The 19,815-nt window shown below is 67.5% G+C and carries 18 protein-coding genes; 9 read left to right on the top strand and 9 right to left on the bottom strand.

The genetic code is table 11. The annotated features are described in order from the left end of the window. Positions 1-299 precede the first annotated feature (299 nt). The 6 genes from GGR48_RS18410 to GGR48_RS14180 form a co-directional block, all read right to left on the bottom strand. Positions 300-1,223: a winged helix DNA-binding protein gene (locus GGR48_RS18410; RefSeq protein WP_183952497.1), complete on the bottom strand. Its 924-nt coding sequence runs from the start codon at positions 1,221-1,223 to the stop codon at positions 300-302. 145 nt (positions 1,224-1,368) lie between these two features. Beyond that, the gene (locus tag GGR48_RS14160) at positions 1,369-2,904 is read right to left on the bottom strand and encodes an NAD(P)(+) transhydrogenase (Re/Si-specific) subunit beta (protein WP_420854069.1); all 1,536 of its coding nucleotides are present in this window, start codon (positions 2,902-2,904) and stop codon (positions 1,369-1,371) included. Next, entirely contained in the window at positions 2,901-3,200 is a 300-nt protein-coding gene (locus GGR48_RS14165; RefSeq protein WP_183952498.1) for a proton-translocating transhydrogenase family protein, read from the bottom strand. Before GGR48_RS14165 ends, GGR48_RS14160 begins: the two co-directional genes overlap by 4 nt. A 1-nt stretch (position 3,201) precedes the next feature. Further along, on the bottom strand, positions 3,202-3,657 hold the full coding sequence (locus tag GGR48_RS14170) for an endonuclease domain-containing protein (RefSeq protein ID WP_338110524.1): 456 nt from the start codon (positions 3,655-3,657) through the stop codon (positions 3,202-3,204). Beyond that, positions 3,654-4,781, bottom strand: coding sequence for an NAD(P) transhydrogenase subunit alpha (locus tag GGR48_RS14175; RefSeq protein WP_183952500.1), 1,128 nt, complete (start codon positions 4,779-4,781; stop codon positions 3,654-3,656). The genes GGR48_RS14170 and GGR48_RS14175 overlap by 4 nt, the downstream gene beginning before the upstream one ends. Further along, on the bottom strand, positions 4,781-4,915 hold the full coding sequence (locus tag GGR48_RS14180) for an aa3-type cytochrome c oxidase subunit IV (RefSeq protein ID WP_221211521.1): 135 nt from the start codon (positions 4,913-4,915) through the stop codon (positions 4,781-4,783). Before GGR48_RS14180 ends, GGR48_RS14175 begins: the two co-directional genes overlap by 1 nt. A gap of 246 nt (positions 4,916-5,161) precedes the next feature. Between GGR48_RS14180 and GGR48_RS14185 the strand changes: the two genes are divergently transcribed. Next, positions 5,162-6,583 (top strand): sigma-54-dependent transcriptional regulator, encoded by a 1,422-nt coding sequence (locus GGR48_RS14185; RefSeq protein WP_183952501.1) that lies wholly within the window; start codon positions 5,162-5,164, stop codon positions 6,581-6,583. 136 nt (positions 6,584-6,719) lie between these two features. Here GGR48_RS14185 and GGR48_RS14190 read toward each other — a convergent pair whose 3' ends face one another. Next, complete coding sequence (locus tag GGR48_RS14190) at positions 6,720-7,604, bottom strand: bestrophin family protein (RefSeq protein ID WP_183952502.1); 885 nt, start codon at positions 7,602-7,604, stop codon at positions 6,720-6,722. Positions 7,605-7,887: 283 nt separating this feature from the next. On the opposite strand from GGR48_RS14190, the gene thiD reads away from it, so the two are divergent. From thiD to GGR48_RS14230, 8 genes are all read left to right on the top strand, one after another. Then, positions 7,888-8,715 (top strand): bifunctional hydroxymethylpyrimidine kinase/phosphomethylpyrimidine kinase, encoded by an 828-nt coding sequence (gene thiD, locus GGR48_RS14195; protein WP_240456107.1) that lies wholly within the window; start codon positions 7,888-7,890, stop codon positions 8,713-8,715. A gap of 71 nt (positions 8,716-8,786) precedes the next feature. Beyond that, complete coding sequence (locus GGR48_RS14200) at positions 8,787-9,383, top strand: ribonuclease HII (RefSeq protein ID WP_183952504.1); 597 nt, start codon at positions 8,787-8,789, stop codon at positions 9,381-9,383. Between the two features lie 337 nt (positions 9,384-9,720). Then, positions 9,721-10,860: a site-specific DNA-methyltransferase gene (locus tag GGR48_RS14205; protein ID WP_276208019.1), complete on the top strand. Its 1,140-nt coding sequence runs from the start codon at positions 9,721-9,723 to the stop codon at positions 10,858-10,860. A gap of 42 nt (positions 10,861-10,902) precedes the next feature. Next, complete coding sequence (gene folP / locus GGR48_RS14210) at positions 10,903-11,958, top strand: dihydropteroate synthase (RefSeq protein ID WP_183952505.1); 1,056 nt, start codon at positions 10,903-10,905, stop codon at positions 11,956-11,958. Between the two features lie 51 nt (positions 11,959-12,009). Continuing rightward, positions 12,010-12,771 carry an exonuclease domain-containing protein gene (locus GGR48_RS14215; RefSeq protein ID WP_183952506.1) on the top strand — a complete coding sequence of 254 codons (762 nt, stop codon included), beginning with the start codon at positions 12,010-12,012 and terminating at the stop codon, positions 12,769-12,771. 54 nt (positions 12,772-12,825) lie between these two features. Further along, on the top strand, positions 12,826-14,325 hold the full coding sequence (locus GGR48_RS14220; RefSeq protein WP_183952507.1) for a sensor histidine kinase: 1,500 nt from the start codon (positions 12,826-12,828) through the stop codon (positions 14,323-14,325). Continuing rightward, positions 14,326-14,769 carry a response regulator gene (locus tag GGR48_RS14225; RefSeq protein WP_183952508.1) on the top strand — a complete coding sequence of 148 codons (444 nt, stop codon included), beginning with the start codon at positions 14,326-14,328 and terminating at the stop codon, positions 14,767-14,769. Next, complete coding sequence (locus tag GGR48_RS14230) at positions 14,766-15,818, top strand: sensor histidine kinase (protein WP_183952571.1); 1,053 nt, start codon at positions 14,766-14,768, stop codon at positions 15,816-15,818. Before GGR48_RS14225 ends, GGR48_RS14230 begins: the two co-directional genes overlap by 4 nt. A gap of 434 nt (positions 15,819-16,252) precedes the next feature. On the opposite strand, the gene GGR48_RS14235 is transcribed toward GGR48_RS14230, so the two are convergent. Together GGR48_RS14235 and gyrB are read right to left on the bottom strand one after the other, a co-directional pair. Beyond that, complete coding sequence (locus GGR48_RS14235; protein ID WP_183952509.1) at positions 16,253-17,002, bottom strand: class I SAM-dependent methyltransferase; 750 nt, start codon at positions 17,000-17,002, stop codon at positions 16,253-16,255. 175 nt (positions 17,003-17,177) lie between these two features. Continuing rightward, positions 17,178-19,670 (bottom strand): DNA topoisomerase (ATP-hydrolyzing) subunit B, encoded by a 2,493-nt coding sequence (gyrB, locus tag GGR48_RS14240; RefSeq protein ID WP_183952510.1) that lies wholly within the window; start codon positions 19,668-19,670, stop codon positions 17,178-17,180. Positions 19,671-19,815: the final 145 nt, after the last annotated feature.

Below are 19,815 nucleotides of genomic sequence, written 5' to 3' on the forward strand. Positions count from 1 at the left end.
CGGGGGGGGGGGGGGGCGGCTCCTCTCCCCTTCCTCCACCCCGGGCGCGCCGGGGGGGGGGGGGGGGGGGGGGGGGCCCCCCTCGCCCCACACTGCCCGCTTGTGGAAGCGCCCCACCCCCGGCCCCTCCCCTGAAGGGGAGGGGTGGGTTCACTTCGTGTCATCCTGCTCTAGAAACCTGACGGAGGCATGTCCCGGCCTGAGAGACTGGACCGCATCCGCAACCGGGAACGCCCCTTCACCATCCTTCGCAGGGTCCCCCTCACAGGAGAGGTGAAGCGGCTGAAAGTCGATCCGGCCTACAGCGTCCCCAGCCGCCGCATCGCCGCCAGATAGGCGCGCATCCCCTCCAGCGCGCGTTCGGTCAGCACCATGAACGCGCGCCGGCGATCGACGGGATCGGGTTGCCGCGCGAACAGCCCCGCCTCGGTCATCTTGCCGATCCAGCGCAGCGCGGTCGTCGGCGCGACGGCGGCGGCGATGCACAGGCTCGACACCGATACCCGCGTCCCCTCCAGATGCGCGGCGTAGAGATCGAGCAGCATGTCCCAGGCCGGTTCCTCGAACAGCCCCGATCCGAAAAAGCCGTCGCGCAGCCGCCGCGCACGGATCATACGGCGGATCAGCTCGGCATCGCCCGGCTGGACGCGGGCGGTCGCGGCGTGAAAGCTCTGATGCCGGTCGCTGACCCCGCCGCCGCGCCGGTCGTCGTCGCCATGGGTCGACAGCCGCGCGAGCACCTCGGCGATCCGCGCCACTTCGGCATTCAGCTGGCGCAGGCGTTCCGATTCGCCTTCATGGACATGGCTGTGCAGCATCGTCGCGCCGCTGTTGGTCGCGCCCGCCACCGCCAGCGCGGCGACAAATTCCAGCTCGCTGGCGTCGCACAGCATGGCGACGCGCGGGCCGAGCAGCATCGCCGCGACCAGATCGATGTCCTCCACGGGCAGGCTGACGACCACCGACAGGTCGAGCGCGGTCGCCACTGCGTCGATCCGCGCCAGCGCGACCTCCATCGCCGCCGCCGGCGCGCCATGCGTGTCGATCAGCAGCAGCGGCCGCCCCGCCTGCCGCCCGATCTCCTCGGCCACGCCCGGCCAGTCGATGCTGCGCATCACCCGCCCGCCGGCCTGCCGCACCGCCTGCGCCGCCGCCCCCGCCAGCGCCGGGGCGCTGATCAGGACGACCGCGAATCCGTCGCCATAAGGATCATGCTGGTCCACAGTCGCTCCCCCGCCCCGCGCGCATGCCGGCGCGCTTCGTCATCCGCGGTCGCACGGCACGGGCAACGCCAGGCCCCGCGCCCGCCGCCCTCGCCTTGCGACCCATGCGGACGTCCGGGAGTCGACGTCCGCTCGAATCAGGTGCTCAGCCGAGCGCCTTGACGATCTCTTCGACCATCTTCTTGGCGTCCGCCAGCAGCATCATGGTGTTGTCGCGATAAAATAGCTCGTTATCGACCCCGGCATAGCCGACGCCGCCCATCGAGCGCTTGATGAACAACACCGTCTTGGCCTTTTCGACGTCGAGCACCGGCATACCGTAGATGGGCGAGGAGCGATCGGTCTTAGCCGCCGGGTTGGTCACGTCGTTCGCGCCGATGACAAAGGCGACGTCGGTCTGCGCGAACTCGGCGTTGATGTCCTCCAGCTCGAACACCTCGTCATAGGGCACGTTCGCCTCGGCCAACAGCACGTTCATATGGCCGGGCATGCGGCCGGCGACCGGGTGGATGGCGTATTTGACGCGCACGCCTTCCTTCTTGAGGAGGTCGCCCATTTCGCGCAGGACATGCTGCGCCTGCGCCACCGCCATGCCGTATCCGGGGACGATCACGACCTGCTCGGCCTGGCTCATCAGGAAGGCCGCGTCCTCGGCACTGCCGCGCTTCCACGGCCGATCGACTGCCGCGCCGCCACCGGCCGCCCCGGCATCGCTCGCGCCGAAGCCGCCCGCGATCACGCTGATGAAGCTGCGGTTCATCGCGCGGCACATGATGTAGGACAGGATCGCGCCCGAACTGCCGACCAGCGCGCCGGTGATGATCATCGCGCTGTTGTGGAGCGTGAAGCCCATCGCGGCGGCGGCCCAGCCCGAATAGCTGTTCAGCATCGACACCACGACCGGCATGTCCGCCCCGCCGATCGGCACGATCAGCAGGAAGCCAATGGCGAAGGACAGGATCGTGATCGTCCAGAAAATCCAGGGCGCCTGATCGCGCGTGAACATCGCCACCAGGATGACGATCGCGCCGAGGATGCCGAGGTTCAGCGCATGGCGGCCGGGCAGCAGGATCGGCTTGCCCCCCATATTGCCGTTGAGCTTCAGGAAGGCGATGACCGAGCCGGAAAAGGTGATCGCGCCGATCGCCACGCCCAGCGCCATCTCCACCCGGCTGACGACATGGATGCTGGCAAAGGGCTGTCCGATCATCGGCACCACCATGTCGGCGATGTCGAAGGCGATCGGGTTCAGGAAGGCCGCACAGGCGACCGCGACGGCGGCGAGACCGACGAGGGAGTGGAAGGCGGCGACCAGTTGCGGCATCGCGGTCATCGCGATGCGGCGGGCGGTGGTGATGCCGATCGCCGCGCCGAGACCGATCGCGGCGAGGATTTCGAAGACTGCGAACCAATCGGTGGCTGTAGTTAGTATTTGCTCATCACCAATAGACATGATGCCGCCAGTAATCGGCACATGCGTCACCAACGTCGTCACGACCGCGATCGCCATCCCGATCATGCCGAAGCGATTGCCCCGCTGGCTGGTCGTCGGGCTGGACAGCCCGCGCAGCGCCAGGATGAAGCACACCCCCGCCACCAGATAGGCAAGCGACACCCAGGGGTTGGCGGCAACGGCCTCGACCGCAGGGACGAGCGGCGCGGGCGGCACGGGTGCGATCACGAGCGCTTCTCCTTCTTGCGGTACATGGCGAGCATGCGCTGCGTCACCGCAAAGCCGCCGAAGATGTTGATGCTGGCCAGCACCACCGCCGCCAGCCCCAGCCACTTGGCCACGTCCGATCCCGTCGATCCCGAGGTGGCGGCGGACGCGATCAGCGCACCGACGATGATGACCGAGGAGATGGCGTTGGTCACCGCCATCAACGGCGTGTGCAGCGCCGGCGTCACCGACCAGACGACATAATAGCCGACGAAACACGCCAGCACGAAGATCGACAGGATCGATATGAAGTCCATGCTATTCCTCCCCGGCACGGGGAGGGGGACCGCTCGTCGCAGGCGAGTGGTGGAGGGGGGCCGCCGCCAGCGAGACGATCGAGGCGGCCACCGCCTCAACGTCGCGCAGGATGTCGGCGGCTCCGATCCGCATGACCCTGTACCCGTTGTCGTTCATGAATTGGTCGCGCGTGGTGTCAAGAACCGGGCGCGTTTCGACGCCGTGAATAGCGCCGTCGACCTCGACGATCAGGCGCGCGCTCGCGCAAAAGAAATCAGCGACATAGCATCCGACTGGGTGCTGTCGCCGAAATCGCATGCCTCCCCGCGAGCCCCGGAGTTGCTGCCAAAGTAGCACTTCGGGCAGCGTCATCGTCCGTCGCAGTTTGCGCGCCAGCGTCACTTCGGGCCGAGGCATGTGCCGCACGCCCCCTCCACCGGCTTCGCCGGTCCCCCTCCCCGTTCCGGGGAGGATCATTGCGACAACCTCGGATTCACCACCTGCCCGTCTTTCGTCAGGCGGATCGCGTCGCCGATCTCGGCATCGAGCACCGGCCGGCCGGCATCCTTGTCCCAGAAGGCCGCGAGGAAATTGTACAGGTTGCGCGCGAACAGCGCGGAGGCGTCGGCGGCGAGCAGGCTGGGCATGTTGCGGTGGCCGACGATCGTCACGCCGTGCCGCCGCACCACCTCGCCCGCGACCGCGCCCTCGACATTGCCGCCCGCCTCGACCGCCAGATCGACGATCACGCTGCCGGGGCGCATCGTCGCGATCTGCGCATCGGTGACGAGGCGCGGGGCGGGGCGGCCGGGGATCAGCGCGGTGGTGATGACGATATCCTGCTTGGCGATATGCCCGGCGACCAGCTCGGCTTGCGCCCGGCGATATTCCTCGCTCGTCTCGCCGGCATAGCCGCCCGTGCCCTCGCCCTCGATCCCCGCCACGCCCTCGACGAAGATCGGCTTGGCGCCCAGCGACTGGATCTGGTCGCGCGTGGCCGAGCGGACATCGGTGGCCGACACCTGCGCCCCCAGCCGCCGCGCGGTCGCGATCGCCTGCAGCCCGGCGACGCCCACCCCCATCACGAAGGCGCGCGCGGCAGGGATCGTCCCCGCCGCCGTCATCATCATCGGAAAGGCACGGCCATAGGCGCTCGCCGCCTCCAGCACCGCCTTGTAGCCGGCCAGGTTCGACTGCGACGACAATATGTCCATCGACTGGGCGCGGGTGATGCGCGGCATCCAGTCCATCGCCAGCGCCTCCAGCCCGGCGGCGGCATAGCCGGCCACCGTCTCGCGCCGTCGAACGGGATCGAAGGCCGCGACCACCCAGCCCCCCGGCGCCATGCCCGCCAGCGTCGCCGGTTCGGGCGCCTGCACCGCCAGCACGATGTCCGCCCCCGCCAATACGCCCGCGCGATCGGCGACGGTCGCGCCCGCCTGTTCGTAATCGCCGTCCGCGATCCCGGCCCGCTCCCCCGCCCCGCGCTCGACCGCCACGCGCGCACCCAGCGCGATCAGCTTGCGCACCGTCTCCGGCGTGGCGGCGACGCGACGTTCGGCCTCGGCGCTTTCGAGCAGGACCGCGATGCCGGGGGGCATCAGGCGATCAGCCAGATGACGATCGCAACCAGGATGGCGGCCGCGACCGCGCCCCATTTGAGCAAGGCGATCATCAGGTCATAGGTCGCGACATTGCTCTTGATGTCGCCCGTGCCGGTGTCGTTGGCGGCCATGGTCCCTCACCTCCGATATCGCGTCGGGACGTTGATCGCCCCGTTCGCCTTGGCCGCGAGTGTATGCGCCCGCGTGAGGGGATCAACCCCGAAAGGGCCGAAACGCCGAACCCTGCATCCCTGCCCATGATTGGAAAGACGAGAGAAATTGACTCGGCCGCGCGGACAACGAAAACTGTCCCGAATTAACGCGGATTTTAACGAAATTGCGCTATAGAGCGGCCAACAGGGGTTACAGGACTGGTTATGACGCGCAACGGCCAACGTTTGCTGCTGCTGATTGACGATGAACCTGCCCAGCGCCGGCTGATCGCCGCGCTGGCGCAGCGAGGCGGCTGGCGTACCCTGTTCGCGACCGATGCCGACATGGCCGCCTCGATCATGGGATCGGCGCAGGGGCGCGAGCTGGACGCGGTGCTGATCGATCACTGGGCCCCCGGTGCGGACGCCACCGCGCTGATCGCCGAATGTCATGGCCTGCGCCCGGAACTGCCCATCCTGATGCTGACCGCGAACGATTCGGTGGCGCAGGCGGTGGCGGCGATGCGCGCCGGCGCGACCGACTTCCTGGTCAAGCCGCTGGCCCCCGAACGGCTGCTCGCCGCGCTGGAGGCGTGCGTCGCGGGCCAGACCAGCGGCGAGCTGCGCCCGCTGACCGAGAAGATTCCCGCGCTCCTCGCCTTTGACGAGATCGTCGGCGACGCGCCCGAATTCCGCGCGGCGCTGGGCGTCGCGGCCAAGGCAGCGCGCGCGCGCGTCGCCGTCCTGATCGAGGGCGAAGGCGGGGTCGGCAAGGAATCGCTCGCCGAGGCGATCCATGTCGCCAGCCCGCGTGCGCAGCGTGAGATGGTGCGCGTCAACTGCGCCGCCACGCCTGCCAACATGCTCGACAGCATCCTGTTCGGCCATGAGGAAGGCGCCTTTGCCGGCGCGTTCGAACGCCGGGTAGGCAAGATCGTCGAGGCGGACGGGTCGAGCCTGTTCCTCGACGAGATCGCCGGCATGCCGCTCGAAACCCAGGGGCGGCTGCTCGACATGCTCCAGACGGGCGCGATCGTGCCGCTGGGTGCGCGCCATGCCCGCGAGGTCGATGTGCGGGTGATCGCCGCCGCCGATGGCCGGTTGCTGGAGGCGGTCGAGGCCGGGCGGTTCCGCGAGGACCTCTATTACAAGCTCAACGTCGTCCATGTCGCCATCCCGCCGCTGCGCGACCGGGCGGACGACATTCCCGCGCTGACCCGCCATCTGCTCGACCGAATCGCGCAGCAGCCGGGCCTGTTCGCGCTCGACATCACCGACGAGGCGCTCGACCTGCTGCGCCGTTACGACTGGCCGGGCAATGTCCGTCAGTTGCAGAACGCGCTCTTCCGCGCCGCCGTGCTGTGCGAGGGCGATGCCCTGACGCCCGCCGACTTTCCGCAGATCGCCTCGCTCGGCGACCGGCCCGCCACCGCATCGGGCGCACAGAGCGCGCTGCACAATGGCGGGATCAACCTGTTCCGCCCCGACGGCAATCTGCGTCCGCTGGAGGATATCGAGGCCGATGTCATCCGCCTGGCGATCGGCCATTATCGCGGTCGCATGACCGAGGTCGCGCGCCGGCTGGGGATCGGCCGGTCGACGCTCTACCGCAAGCTGGGCGAACTCGGCATCGACAACGCGGCGTGAGTGGCAATTCCTCCCCTGTAAGGGGAGGTGGCAGGGCGAAGCCCTGACGGAGGGGTGTCCCGCTATCGAGAGGGTGACACCCCTCCACCAGCTTCGCTGGTCACCCTCCCCTTGCAGAGGAGGATTTTCAGAAACTTTACCACAACACCCCGTCGACGGGCTTCATCGGCTCGGGCGCAGGGTCGCCGATCGCCTGGAGCAGATCGATCTCGATCGTCCGGCACATCGCGCTCAGCGGCAGGTCGTGGACCGTATCGCTGAACGGATCGACCAGATCGTCACCGATCTGCAGCGCGGCAAGGAACATCAGGCCCGCGATCGACGAACCGACCGGGGTGGCGAAGCCCAGCGTCTCGACCAGGCCGATCGGCAGCAATACGCAGAACAGCCGCGTGAAGAAGGCCGGGATGAAGCGATACTGGTTGGGCAGCGGCGTGTTCTTCAGCCGCTCCATGCCGCCTTGCGAATTGGCGATGTCGACCAGCACCGCTTCCATCTGCGTCTGCTGGATGGTGTCGATCCAGCCCTTGCGCTGCGCATCGGCGATGCGGCGGCCGGTGCCGTCGAGCAGGCCGTTGGCGGTGTTGGTGCGTTCGAGCGCCGGTTCGGCCTCGCCGCGCGACAGGAAGCGCAGCACCTCGCCATCGACCGGCTGCTTGCGCAGCTGGCAGCGCAGCGCGTTCACATAGGCGATCTGGCGCAGCACGATCGAGCGTTTCAGGTCATGCCCTTCCGGCTCGGGCAGGAAGTTACGCGCACTGCGGGCGATGTTGCGCGAGGCGTTGATCATCAGGCCCCAGAGCTGCCGCCCCTCCCACCAGCGCTGATAGGCCGAGTTGGTGCGGAACCCCAGGAACAGCGCCAGCGCCGTACCGAACAAAGTCAGCGGCAGCGACGGCGCCTTGAACGGCAGGACATAGTAAGCGACGGTGACCACCACGTCCCAGATGAACAGCGCCAGCAGCGGACGCCACACCTCGGCGATGATGACACGGGTCCGGGGTACGGCATCGACGATCAAAACAGGTCTCCCTCAAGCGGCCACACCATAGGTCTCAGGGCGCAGCAACGCCGAACCATCCGGTTGGATGCGCCGCCGAAATAGGGCCGGGGGGCGTCGAGGAAAGAGCCGGACGCGTGCCGGACATCAAACGTCACGAACCGCCTTGGACTTGCCATCGATCCGATAGCCGCCCAAACCGTTCAAACATCGGCCTTTGTCGCGCCAAGGGCGCTGTCGTCGCGGTGGCCGCACCCCCGTGCCGCCCTTGCCGCGCAGAGGCTTGCCGGGCATGACAAAAATTATGACGTCCGCTCCCCCGCCCCGCATTCTGATCGTTGCCGGCTCCGATTCCGGTGGGGGTGCAGGCATTCAGGCGGACATCAAGACGGTGGCGATGCTGGGCGGCCATCCGATGACCGCGATCACCGCGATCACCGCGCAGAACACGTTGGGGGTGCAGGCGGTGCACGCGGTTCCCACCGACATGGTCATGGCGCAGATCGACAGCGTGCTGAGCGACATCGGCGCCGACGCAGTCAAGATCGGGATGATCGGATCGGCCGAGACCGCGCATGCACTCGCCGACCGGCTGGAGACGCTGGAGTTGCCGGTCGTGTTCGATCCCGTCATGATCGCGACCAGCGGATCGGTGCTGGCCGATGCGGATGTCATCGCCGCCTTCCGCCGTTTCCTGGGCCTCGCCGCGCTGACCACCCCCAATCTGCCCGAACTGGCGGCGCTGGGCGGCGAGGCGGTGGTGCGGCATCAGACGCGCGCGCTGCTGGTCAAGGGCGGGCATGGCGAGGGGCCGGTGATCGAGGACCGGCTGGTCGAGCCGGGCGGCGAACAACGCTGGCAGCATCCCCGATTGGAGACGACGTCCACCCACGGCACCGGCTGTACGCTGGCCAGCGCGATCGCGACCGGGCTGGGTCAGGGGCTGCCGCTGGCCGATGCGGTCGACCGCGCCATCGCCTTCGTCCAGGCCGCGCTCGCCGCCGCGCCGGGGCTTGGTGCGGGGCATGGGCCGATGGGGCACGGGCTGGGCATGGTGCCCTTCTACCACCTGCTCGCCGCGCTCAGCCGCGAGGGATGGGACGCGGCGGCGTTCGCGGCGCGCTGGGGGTAATCCTCATCCTCCCCTGCAAGGGGAGGAATGGGCGCCTTCCAATCGCAGTTCCTCCGCGATAGAGCGCCGCCATGGTCGATCACAGTTTTCCCGCCCCCCTGTGCGGCGTGGACGAAGCGGGGCGCGGGCCGCTGGCGGGGCCGGTGGTCGCGGCCGCCGTCATCCTGCCCGAGCGGGACTGCCCCGCCGGCATCAACGATTCCAAGAAGCTGACCGAGAAGACCCGCGCGCGCCTGTGTGCCGAAATCCGCGCCTGTGCGATCGTCGGAATCGGCGTGGTCGAGCCCGAGGAGATCGACCGGCTCAACATCTATTGGGCGACGATGAAGGCGATGACGCTGGCGGTCGACGCGGTGGTCGAGACGCTGGGATGCCACCCGGCGCATGTGCTGGTCGACGGCAATAAGCTTCCCAAATGGGGCTACACCGCCACCGCGATCGTGGGCGGCGATGCCAAGTCGCTGGCGATCGGCGCGGCCTCGATCGTCGCCAAGCATGTCCGCGACGAGATGATGATCGCCGCCGCCGAGACATGGCCCGCTTATGGCTGGCAGAGCAACAAGGGCTATGGCTCGGCCACACATCTGGCGGCGCTTCGCGAACATGGCCCCACGCCGCTCCACCGCCGCAGCTTCGCGCCCGTGGCGCAATGTTATCTGGACCTTTGATCGCTTATTCCTCCCCAAGCTATGCTTGGGGAGGGGGACCATCGCGTTTGCGATGGTGGAGGGGCCAGACGAACCGGCCACGCCCCTCCACCACGCCCTGCGGGCGCGGTCCCCCTCCCCATCTGATGGTGGGGAGGATTTAGCGATGGATTGAGTCGCAACCGCCACACCCCACTCCCTTGGGGGCGAAGTTATCCACAGCCCCCATATCTGCCACGAAATCGCAACACGTCGTCGAATCTGGCGGAATCGCGCGAGTCGCGAACGCGAATCGCCTCTTGACGTATGACTCGTTCCGGGTGGATGCGAGGGGCTGAGGGCAGAAGGAACGCAGACGATGGGGGTCATCCAGACGGTGGGAAGGCCGATCGCGGCACGGCCGGTCTCGGCGGAGCGCGAGGATGCCCTGCCGCTCGACCAGATCCTGATGGGCGACTGTATCGCCGCACTCCGCTCGCTGCCCGACAAGTCGGTCGACATGGTGTTCGCCGACCCGCCCTATAACCTTCAGCTCGGCGGCGAGCTGTTCCGCCCCGATGGCAGCCATGTCGACGCCGTCACCGACGCCTGGGACAAGTTCGACACTTTCGCCGCCTATGACGCCTTCACCCGTGCCTGGCTGGCCGAATGCTACCGCGTGCTCAAGGACAATGGCTCGCTCTGGGTGATCGGCAGCTATCACAACATCTTCCGCGTGGGGACCGCGGTGCAGGATCTGGGCTTCTGGATCTTGAACGACATCATCTGGCGCAAGTCCAACCCCATGCCCAATTTCAAGGGCACCCGCTTCACCAACGCGCACGAGACGCTCATCTGGGCGTCGAAGGGCGAGAAGGCGAAATACACCTTCAACTATCGTTCGATGAAGACGCTGAATGACGAAATCCAGATGCGCTCGGACTGGGAATTCCCGATCTGCGGCGGTCAGGAACGGCTGAAGAAGGACGGGCATAAGGTCCATCCGACCCAGAAGCCCGAAGCGTTGCTCTATCGCATCCTGCTCGCTTGCACCCGGCCGGGCGATGTGATCGCCGACCCCTTTTTCGGCACCGGCACCACCGGCGCGGTCGCCAAGCGGCTCGGCCGTCGCTGGATCGGGATCGAGCGCGAGCCGACCTATTGCGCCGCCGCGATCGAACGGATCGAGGCCGCCCTGCCCTTGGACGAAAGCGCGCTGGCGACGATGCAGAGCCCCAAGGCGCAGCCCAAGGTGGCGTTCGGGACGCTGGTCGAGAACGGCTACCTCATGCCCGGCATGCCGTTGATGGATGCCAAGCGCAAATGGCGCGCGACGGTGCGCGCGGATGGGTCGCTATTGTCCGAATGCGGGCAGGCGGGGTCGATCCACCGACTGGGTTCGCTGCTCCAGAACCGGCCGACCTGCAATGGCTGGACCTTCTGGCATTATGAGCTGGAGGGCGCGCTGAAACCGATCGACGCAATGCGCCAGACCTGGCTGCTCGCGACGCAGCCCTGACCCTATTCCTCCCCTGTAAGGGGAGGATTTTGGATTATCACGATGCACCTGCGCCCCGTCCAATTCGTCGACACCCCGGTCGGTCTGGAAGACGGCAGCGCCCTGCGTCTGGCGGGCGGAATGCAGTGGTTCGTCGCCTATGAGGTCCGCGAAGGCCCCAATCGCCGCATCGTACCCGTCGCACGGTTCGCGCAGGAACTGGGCGGCTCCCCCCGCGCCGAGGCGCTCCATGCCGCCTTCACCACCCCCCGCAGCCCCTGGGTCATGGGGCCGCGCACGCTGCGCTTCGACCAGCCGCAGGTCGCTGCGATCCTGAACGTCACGCCGGACAGCTTCTCCGATGGCGGCAAGCATGTCGGCGATCCGGCCGCCGCCGCCGATAGCGGCATGGCGATGGCGGCGCTGGGCGCGGCCGTCATCGATCTGGGCGGCGAGTCCACCCGCCCCGGCGCCGCCCCCGTCTGGGAAGGCGACGAGATCGCCCGCACCGCCCCCGTCATCGAGCGGCTGGCACGCGGTGGCGCGCTGGTGTCGATCGACACGCGCAAGGCCGCCGTGATGGAAGCCGCGCTCGCCGCCGGCGCGGGCATCGTCAACGATGTCGCCGCGCTGCTGTGGGACGACCGCGCGCTGGAGGTGGTGGCCAAGGCGGGCTGCCCCGTCATCCTGATGCACTCGCCCGATCCCGAAAAGGGCGGGCATGGCCGGGTCGGGTATGGCGATGTCGTCACCGAGGTGTTCGACTGGCTGGAGGCGCGCATCGCGGCGGTCGTGGCGGCGGGCGTCGACCGGTCGCGGATCATGGTCGATCCCGGCATCGGCTTCGGCAAATCGCTCGCCGACAATCTGGCGCTGGTCAACAGCCTGGCGATCTTCCACGGACTGGGCTGCCCGATCATGCTGGGGGCCAGCCGCAAGCGGATGATCGGCGCGCTGTCGAACGAAGCGCCCGTCGACGCCCGGCTTGGCGGGTCGCTGGCGCTGGCGATCAAGGGCGCGGAGGCGGGGGTCCAGTTGATCCGCGTGCACGACGTGGCGGAAACGGTGCAGGCGCTGCATGTCTGGCGGGGCTTACGCGACCGCGCCCTGATGGGATAGCGCGGGGATAAGGCCCTCGCTTTTCGGGCCCCAAACGCCCACATAGGGGCGATGCAGCGTCCCCAGCCCCAGATTATCCGCGTCATCGATTTGGAGACGACCGGACAGGCCCCGCCCACCCACGGCGTGTGCGAGATCGGCTGGCAGGACGTCGCGCTGGGCAAGGACGGCCGCTGGGAGCTGGAGGGCGAAGGCGGCAGCATCCTGGTCAATCCGGGCCGCCCCATCCCGCCGATCACCCAGGCGATCCACCATATCCTCGACGAGCAGGTCGCCGATGCGCCGTGGTGGCATGATGTCGCGCGCCGCGTGCTCGATCCCTGGCCGCGCCGTATCGCGCTGGCCGCGCACCGCGCCGATTTCGAGCAGCAATATTGCACCCCCGCTATGACCCAGTCGGCCGACTGGATCTGCACCTGGAAATGCGCGCTGCGCCTGTGGCCCGACAGCCCCAGCTTTTCCAACCAGGTGCTACGGTACTGGCGCAAGCCCGATGGGCTGGTGCATGAGCGCGGTCTGCCCATCCACCGCGCCTTTCCCGACGCCTATGTCACCGCGCACCACCTGCGCGATCAGCTGAACGAGGCGAGCGTTGCGCAATTGCTCGAATGGTCGCGCAGCCCCGGCCTGTTGCCGCGCGTCCGCTACGGCCCCGATCGCGGCAAGGACTGGCGCGAGATCGACGAGGAGTCGCTGATCGGCTTCCTCAGCGACCGCGATCCCGATGTCCGCTTCACCGCCGAGACCGAGATGGCGCGGCGGCAGGGCGGCGGCCATGTCGGCCGCCCCAGCGCGCAGGAATTGTTGCTGTAACAGGGACGTAACGGCTCTGGCGCCGCCCCCGCTCCTTCGATAAGGCATGGCGTCATGCAGGGGTCCAGCACCACGCCATCCGCCGAGAGCCCGATCGGCCGCATCCTGATCGCCGCGATGGTGACGGGCTTCCTGGCGCTGCTGATCGCGGCCGCCACCGCCGGCTATGCCCTTCAGCAGGGCAACCGGCATACCGACTGGGTCATCCACACCTATCGCGTCGAAAGCGTGCTGACCGAGGTGCGCCGGCTGGTCGAGCAGAAGGAGACCGCACGGCGCGGCTATATGCTCGCGGGCACGCGGCCCTTCCTCGACAGCTTTGACCAGGCATCGGCGGCGCTTGCCCCGCGCGTTGCCGAACTCCGCGCGCTGACCGCCGACAATCCCAACCAGCGCGCGCCAATGGCCGAGGTGCTGCGCCGCCTGGCCGCGCTCGACGCGGTGCAGCGGATGACCAACAGCCTCGTCGACCAGGGTCGCGGGGCCGAGGCGCTGCGCCGGTTCCGCGGCGATAGCGGCCTGGAGCGCGTACGGCGGCTGCGCGAGACCTTTCAGACCATGGCGCATGAGGAGCGGCGGCTGCTGAACCTGCGCGATGCCGAACAGAGCGCCAACCGGCGGATGTTCTCGGTCGTGGTGGTGGTCGCCGGCCTGCTGCTGGTGCTGGTCACGCTGATCTCGTTCCTGACGGTCCGGCGCTATACCCGCGAACTGGGCGAGTCGCGCGACGCGCTGTCGACGCTGAACGCGACGCTGGAGGAGCAGGTGACCGAACGCACCGCCGATCTGGCGCTGGCGAACGAGGAGATTCAGCGTTTCGCCTATATCGTCAGCCACGATCTCCGCTCGCCGCTGGTCAACGTCATGGGCTTCACCGCCGAGCTGTCGGCGGCCGCACAGCCACTGGCCGAGCTGATCGACCGCGCCGAGGCGGAGGCGCCGCAGATCGTGACCGAAGAGGCGCGGCTGGCCGCACGCGAGGATTTGCCCGAGGCGATCGGTTTCATCCGCACCTCGACCGCCAAGATGGACCGGCTGATCAACGCCATCCTGAAGCTCAGCCGCGAGGGCCGCCGGGTGCTGGCGCCCGAGATGATCGCGCTCGACCAGTTGGCCGAACAGATCACCGATGCGATCCGCCACGTCATCGACGATCGCGGCGTCACGGTCACGATCGAACGGCCGATGCCGGTCATCGTCAGCGACCGGATCGCGCTGGAGCAGATCCTTTCGAACCTGATCGAGAATGCGACCAAATACCGCCACCCGACCCGCGCCGCCGAGGTGCATATCTCTGCCGAGGAAACGCGCGGCCGGGTGATCGTCGCGGTGCGCGACAATGGCCGGGGCATCGACCCGCGCGACCATCAGCGCATCTTCGACCTGTTCCGCCGCTCGGGCCAACAGGACCAGCCGGGCGAGGGCATCGGCCTCGCCCATGTCCGCGCGCTCGCCTATCGCCTGGGCGGTACGATTTCGGTCGAATCCCAACTGGGTGAAGGCGCGACCTTCTTCCTTTCGCTACCCCCATCCCTTTCCATCGAAAGTGCCTGAATGAACGACCATCGCTCCGTTGGCATCGTCATGATCGAGGATGACGAGGGCCATGCCCGCCTGATCGAGAAGAATATCCGCCGCGCCGGGATTCTGAACGACATCCGTCACTTCACCGATGGCACGACCGCGCTCGACTATCTGTTCCACGCGCCAGACGGCCCGGCCAAGAGCGGCCCGGCGATGGTCCTGCTCGACCTGAACCTGCCCGATATGAGCGGCACCGACATCCTGGCGCGGATCAAGAAAGAGGGCAGCCCCCTGAAGCGCGCGCCCGTCGTCGTACTGACGACCACCGACGACAAGGTGGAAATCCAGCGCTGCTACGACCTGGGCTGCAACGTCTATATCACCAAGCCGGTGAACTATGAGAATTTCGCCCAGGCGATCCGCCAGCTGGGCCTGTTCCTGTCGGTGATCCAGGTTCCGGAAGTCGAGGGCTGACCCCGCTTCCCGCCCCGGCCGCGACGGAGGGTGCGCGCATCCTCTATATCGACGATGACGACGCGCTGCGCCGGCTGGTGACGCGCGCGCTGGCGCGGCGGGGCTGGACGGTGACGGGGGCGGCCTCGGGGGCCGAGGGGATAGCGCTGGCCGGCGAAGGCGGCTTCGATCTGGTCGCGGTCGATCATTATATGCCGGGCTTGGACGGGCTGGAGACGCTGAGCGCGATCAACGCGCTCCCCGCGCCGCCGCCCGTGGTCTATGTCAGCGGATCGGACGAGGGCCGCATCGCCGTCGCCGCGCTGAAGGCCGGTGCCGCCGATTATGTGGTGAAGGCGGTCGGCGAGGATTTCTTCGACCTGCTCGCCGCCAGCTTCGAACAGGTGCTCGACCGTACCCGACTGGAGCGCGCCAAGGCGGAGGCCGAGGCCGAACTGCGCGCCTCCAACGCCCGGCTGGAGGCGATGTTGAGCGAGGTCAATCACCGCGTCGCCAACTCGTTGCAACTCGTCTCGGCGATGATCGGCCTGCAAAAGGGCGTGATGACCGACGCGCACGCGCGCGAGGCGCTGGAGGATACGCAGCGGCGAATCCGCGCGATCGCGCAGGTGCACCGCCGGCTTTATACCGCCAACGATGTCGAGCAGGTCGATCTGCGCGACTATCTGGGCGCGCTGGTCGAGGAACTCGGCGAAAGCTGGTCGAGCGACGCCCTCCCCCGCACGCTGACCCTGACCGCCGAGCCGATCCGGGTGAAGACCGACCGCGCGGTGTCGATCGGGGTGATCGTCACCGAGCTGGTCACCAACGCCTGCAAATACGCCTATCCGGGCGCGGCGGGCGAGGTGCGCATTTCGGTGGCGCAGGGCGACGGGCATTGCCTGCTGGCGGTCGAGGACGATGGCTGCGGCATGGCGGCGGACCAGAAGCCGCAAGGCACCGGGCTGGGCGCCAAACTGATCCGCGCGATGGCGCAGAGCCTGCAGACGGTGGTGGAATATGACCCGGCGCATACGGGCGTGCGCGCGGTGATGCGGGTGCCGGTTTAGGCTTTTCGGTGGCGGGCGGGGCTTGGCCTTCGACTTCGCTCAGGCTGAACGGTTGTTGTGGAAGCCCCGCTCCCTCGCTCCGTTCGGCCTGAGCGAAGTCGAAGGAAAGCCCACCGCTCACCTCTTGCCGCTCCCCTCCCGCAGGCGGGAGGGGATGGGGGAGGGCAACGTGTCTCACGGAGACCATGCCTGTGGCCTAAAGAAAGATGACATGAGATGGCTTCGTCATTGCGAGCGTCGCGAAGCAATCCAGAGCGTCTGCCCGGACACTGGATTGCTTCGCGACGCTCGCAATGACGGATTGGGTCAAACTGACGTCATCCTGCTCTAGCCCCTCCCCAACCGATTTCCAGGTAAACGATGCCCCGCATCGTTTAGGTCATGCCGGGGGCATGACCGACCTTGAACTCCCTGCCGGGAAAGTGGCTTTAGAATCAGGGCTTACGAAACTTGTAGACGAACTGATCGGTCTGCCCACGAATGGCGGGATCGAACACATTCTTCGAGTGATCGTCCGCCGGATTGCGCAGCACCCGGCTTTCGCCGACGAAGCGGAAGCCCACCGACTGGACCTGCCGCTTCACATAGTCGGGATCGATCCGGTGCGTCGTGTTGGTGTTGGCCAACCCCCGGCCCGCCGTATCGGCATGGTCGATGACGACATAGGTGCCACCCGACTTCAGCAGCTTGAACACCGCCTGGTCGAACGCGCGCAGCGCGGGTTCGCCCGCATTGTTGGCGACGTCGTGATAGTTCTGGACGGTCCAGAACAGGTCGACCGGCTTGTCCGAGGCGGGCAGGTTCACCGCCTGCACCTGCGCGGTCGCGTTGGGCAGGTTCCAGCCCTGGATCACGGGCAGCGACTTCTCGGCATATTTCTGCCCGGCGGCGGGCCAATAGGCATAGACATGCCCCTTCGGCCCGACGATGCCCGAGAAGATGCGCGTCCAATAGCCCTTGCCGGGCAGGTAATCGATCACCGTGTCGCCGGGCTTCACGCCCGAAAAGGCGAGCACGGCGGCGGCCTGGCGCCGCGCGTCGTCGCCCGCCTGCTCAGCCCGCGCCGGGTCGGCCAGCGCGGTGGTGATGGTGGCGGGGACCTTGGCCAGAGCGGCAGGCTTTTGCTGCGCCACCGCGACGGTCGCGCCCGCCGCCAGCATCAGTCCCAGTGCGATCGCCTTCATGCCTGCTCTCTCCTGCTTGATACCGATGCCATCATCCCCAACCCCCGTTCAGGCTGAGCGTAGTCGAAGCCCAAGGGAATCCCGTGGCCTTCGACCTCGCTCAGGCTGAACGGAGGGTGGGAATATCCGAACCAGCCCGGATTTCCCGCTCGCTCAGCCCGAACAGGGCGGGGTTTTACACGTCCAAATTCGCCACGTTCAGCGCATTGTCCTGGATGAACTCGCGGCGCGGCTCGACCACTTCGCCCATCAACCGGCTGAACACCTCGTCCGCCGCGGCGACATCGTCCGAGGTCACGCGCAGCATCGAGCGGACCGCCGGGTCGAGCGTGGTTTCCCACAGCTGCTCGGCATTCATCTCGCCCAGACCCTTGTAGCGCTGGATCGCCAGCCCCTTGCGGCCCGAGGTCAGGATCGCCTCCAGCAGCTGGCTCGGCCGCGCCACGCGGGTTTCGCCGCGCGCCAGCGTCGTGGCGTTGCCGTCCTCATCGGTCGGCACGACATCGGCCGACGGCTCGGGCGCGGCGTTGCGCAGCGGCACCAGCTTGGCGGCGTGCGCGAAGCTCTCGGCCTGTTCGGCGGCCAGCGCGTGCAGCTTGCGCGCCTCGGCCGAGGCGATGAAGCTGGCCTCGACGATGTGGTGATCGGTTACGCCGCGCCACAGCCGCTCGAAATGGACGCCGCCATCTTCCGTAAGACGCGCCGACCAGCGCGCCTCGTAATCACCCGACTCCAGACGGCGCGTGGTTTCCACCACCGTCGCCATGCGCTGCTCGCGGGTCAGCACCGGATCGAGCGCGCCCGCCAGTGCCAACACTTCGATGATCGAGGCGTCATAGCGGCGCGGCACGTACCGCATCAGCGTCCGCATCCGCCGCGCATGATCGACCAACGCCTTCAGATCGTTACCAGAGCGCGCACCGCCAGCCCCTTCCAGCACCATGGTCGAGACGCCCGCCTCGACCAGATATTCGTCGAGCGCGGTGTCGTCCTTGAGGTACACCTCCGACCGCCCCTTGGTCGCCTTATAAAGCGGCGGCTGGGCGATATAGAGGTGCCCGCGCTCGATCAGCTCGGGCATCTGGCGATAGAAGAAGGTCAGCAGCAGCGTGCGGATATGCGCGCCGTCGACGTCTGCGTCAGTCATGATGACGATCTTGTGGTAACGCAGCTTGTCCGCGTTGAAATCGTCGCGGCCGATGCCGGTGCCCATCGCCTGGATGAGCGTACCGATTTCCTTGGACGAGATCATGCGGTCGAACCGCGCTCGCTCGGTGTTCAGGATCTTGCCGCGCAAGGGCAGGATCGCCTGAAAATGGCGGTTGCGCCCCTGCTTGGCCGACCCACCGGCCGAGTCACCCTCGACCAGGAAGAGTTCGGACTTGGCGGGATCGCGCTCCTGGCAATCGGCCAGCTTGCCGGGCAGCGAGGCGATGTCCATCACGCCCTTGCGCCGGGTCAGCTCGCGGGCGCGCTTGGCGGCCTCGCGAGCGGCCGCGGCATCGATCACCTTGGCGATGATGGCGCGCGCGTTCTGCGGATTTTCTTCCAGCCAGTCGGCCAGCTTGTCGGCGATCAGCGATTCCAGCGGCTGACGCACCTCGGAGGACACCAGCTTGTCCTTGGTCTGGCTCGAAAACTTCGGATCGGGCAGCTTGACCGAGACGATCGCGGTCAGCCCTTCGCGCATGTCGTCGCCGGTCAGGGTGACCTTTTCCTTCTTCAGGAGGCCCGACTTGTCGGCATAATTGTTGAGCGTGCGGGTCAGCGCCGCGCGGAACGCCGCGATATGGGTGCCGCCGTCACGCTGCGGGATGTTGTTGGTGAACGCCAGGACGTTCTCGTAATAGCTGTCGTTCCACTCCAGCGCGACGTCCATGCCGATCGCATCGCGCTGGCCATGGATGGCGATGGGTTCGGGGAAGAGCGGCGACTTGGAGCGGTCGAGCCACTTCACGAAGGCGGCGATCCCGCCCTCATAATAGAGCTCTATCGTCTTCGGCTCGTCATGCCGCGCATCGGTCAGGAACAGCCGCACGCCAGAGTTCAGGAACGCCAGTTCGCGATAGCGATGCTCGAGCTTGGCGAAATCGAACTCGGTGATCTTGAACGTCGCGGGCGACGGCAGGAAGGTCACGCGGGTGCCCTTCTGCCCCGGCTCGGCCTTGCCGACGACCTTGAGCGGCGCGACCGCATCGCCATGGGCGAAGCGCATGTAATGCTCCTCGCCGTCGCGCCAGATGGTCAGGTCCAGGAACTCGGACAGCGCATTCACCACCGACACGCCGACGCCGTGCAGGCCGCCGGAGACCTTATAGGCATTGTCGTCGCTGGTGTTCTCGAACTTGCCGCCCGCATGGAGCTGGGTCATGATGACCTCGGCCGCCGACACGCCCTCTTCGGGGTGGATGCCGGTCGGGATGCCGCGTCCGTTATCGGTGACGCTGACCGAGCCATCGGCGTTCAGCTGGATGTCGATGCGGTCGCAATGCCCCGCCAGCGCTTCGTCGATTGCGTTGTCCGACACCTCGAACACCATGTGGTGGAGGCCCGAACCGTCGTCGGTGTCGCCGATATACATGCCCGGCCGCTTGCGCACCGCGTCGAGGCCCTTCAGCACCTTGATCGAGGAGGCGCCATATTCGTTCGTCTGGGGGGTATCTGCCATAGCGAGTATATAGGAATTACCGCCCCCCAAAGAAAGCGAAATGGGAGGGGCTGGAACCCTTTCGCGCCCTGTCGCAAGCCGCCCCGCCGACGCGGATTTCACGGCCCCGTCGGGAGCCGCCAAGCCGATCGATGCGTAGCATCCC

It is taken from the genome of Sphingomonas pseudosanguinis (genome assembly GCF_014196255.1).
Taxonomy (GTDB): domain Bacteria; phylum Pseudomonadota; class Alphaproteobacteria; order Sphingomonadales; family Sphingomonadaceae; genus Sphingomonas; species Sphingomonas pseudosanguinis.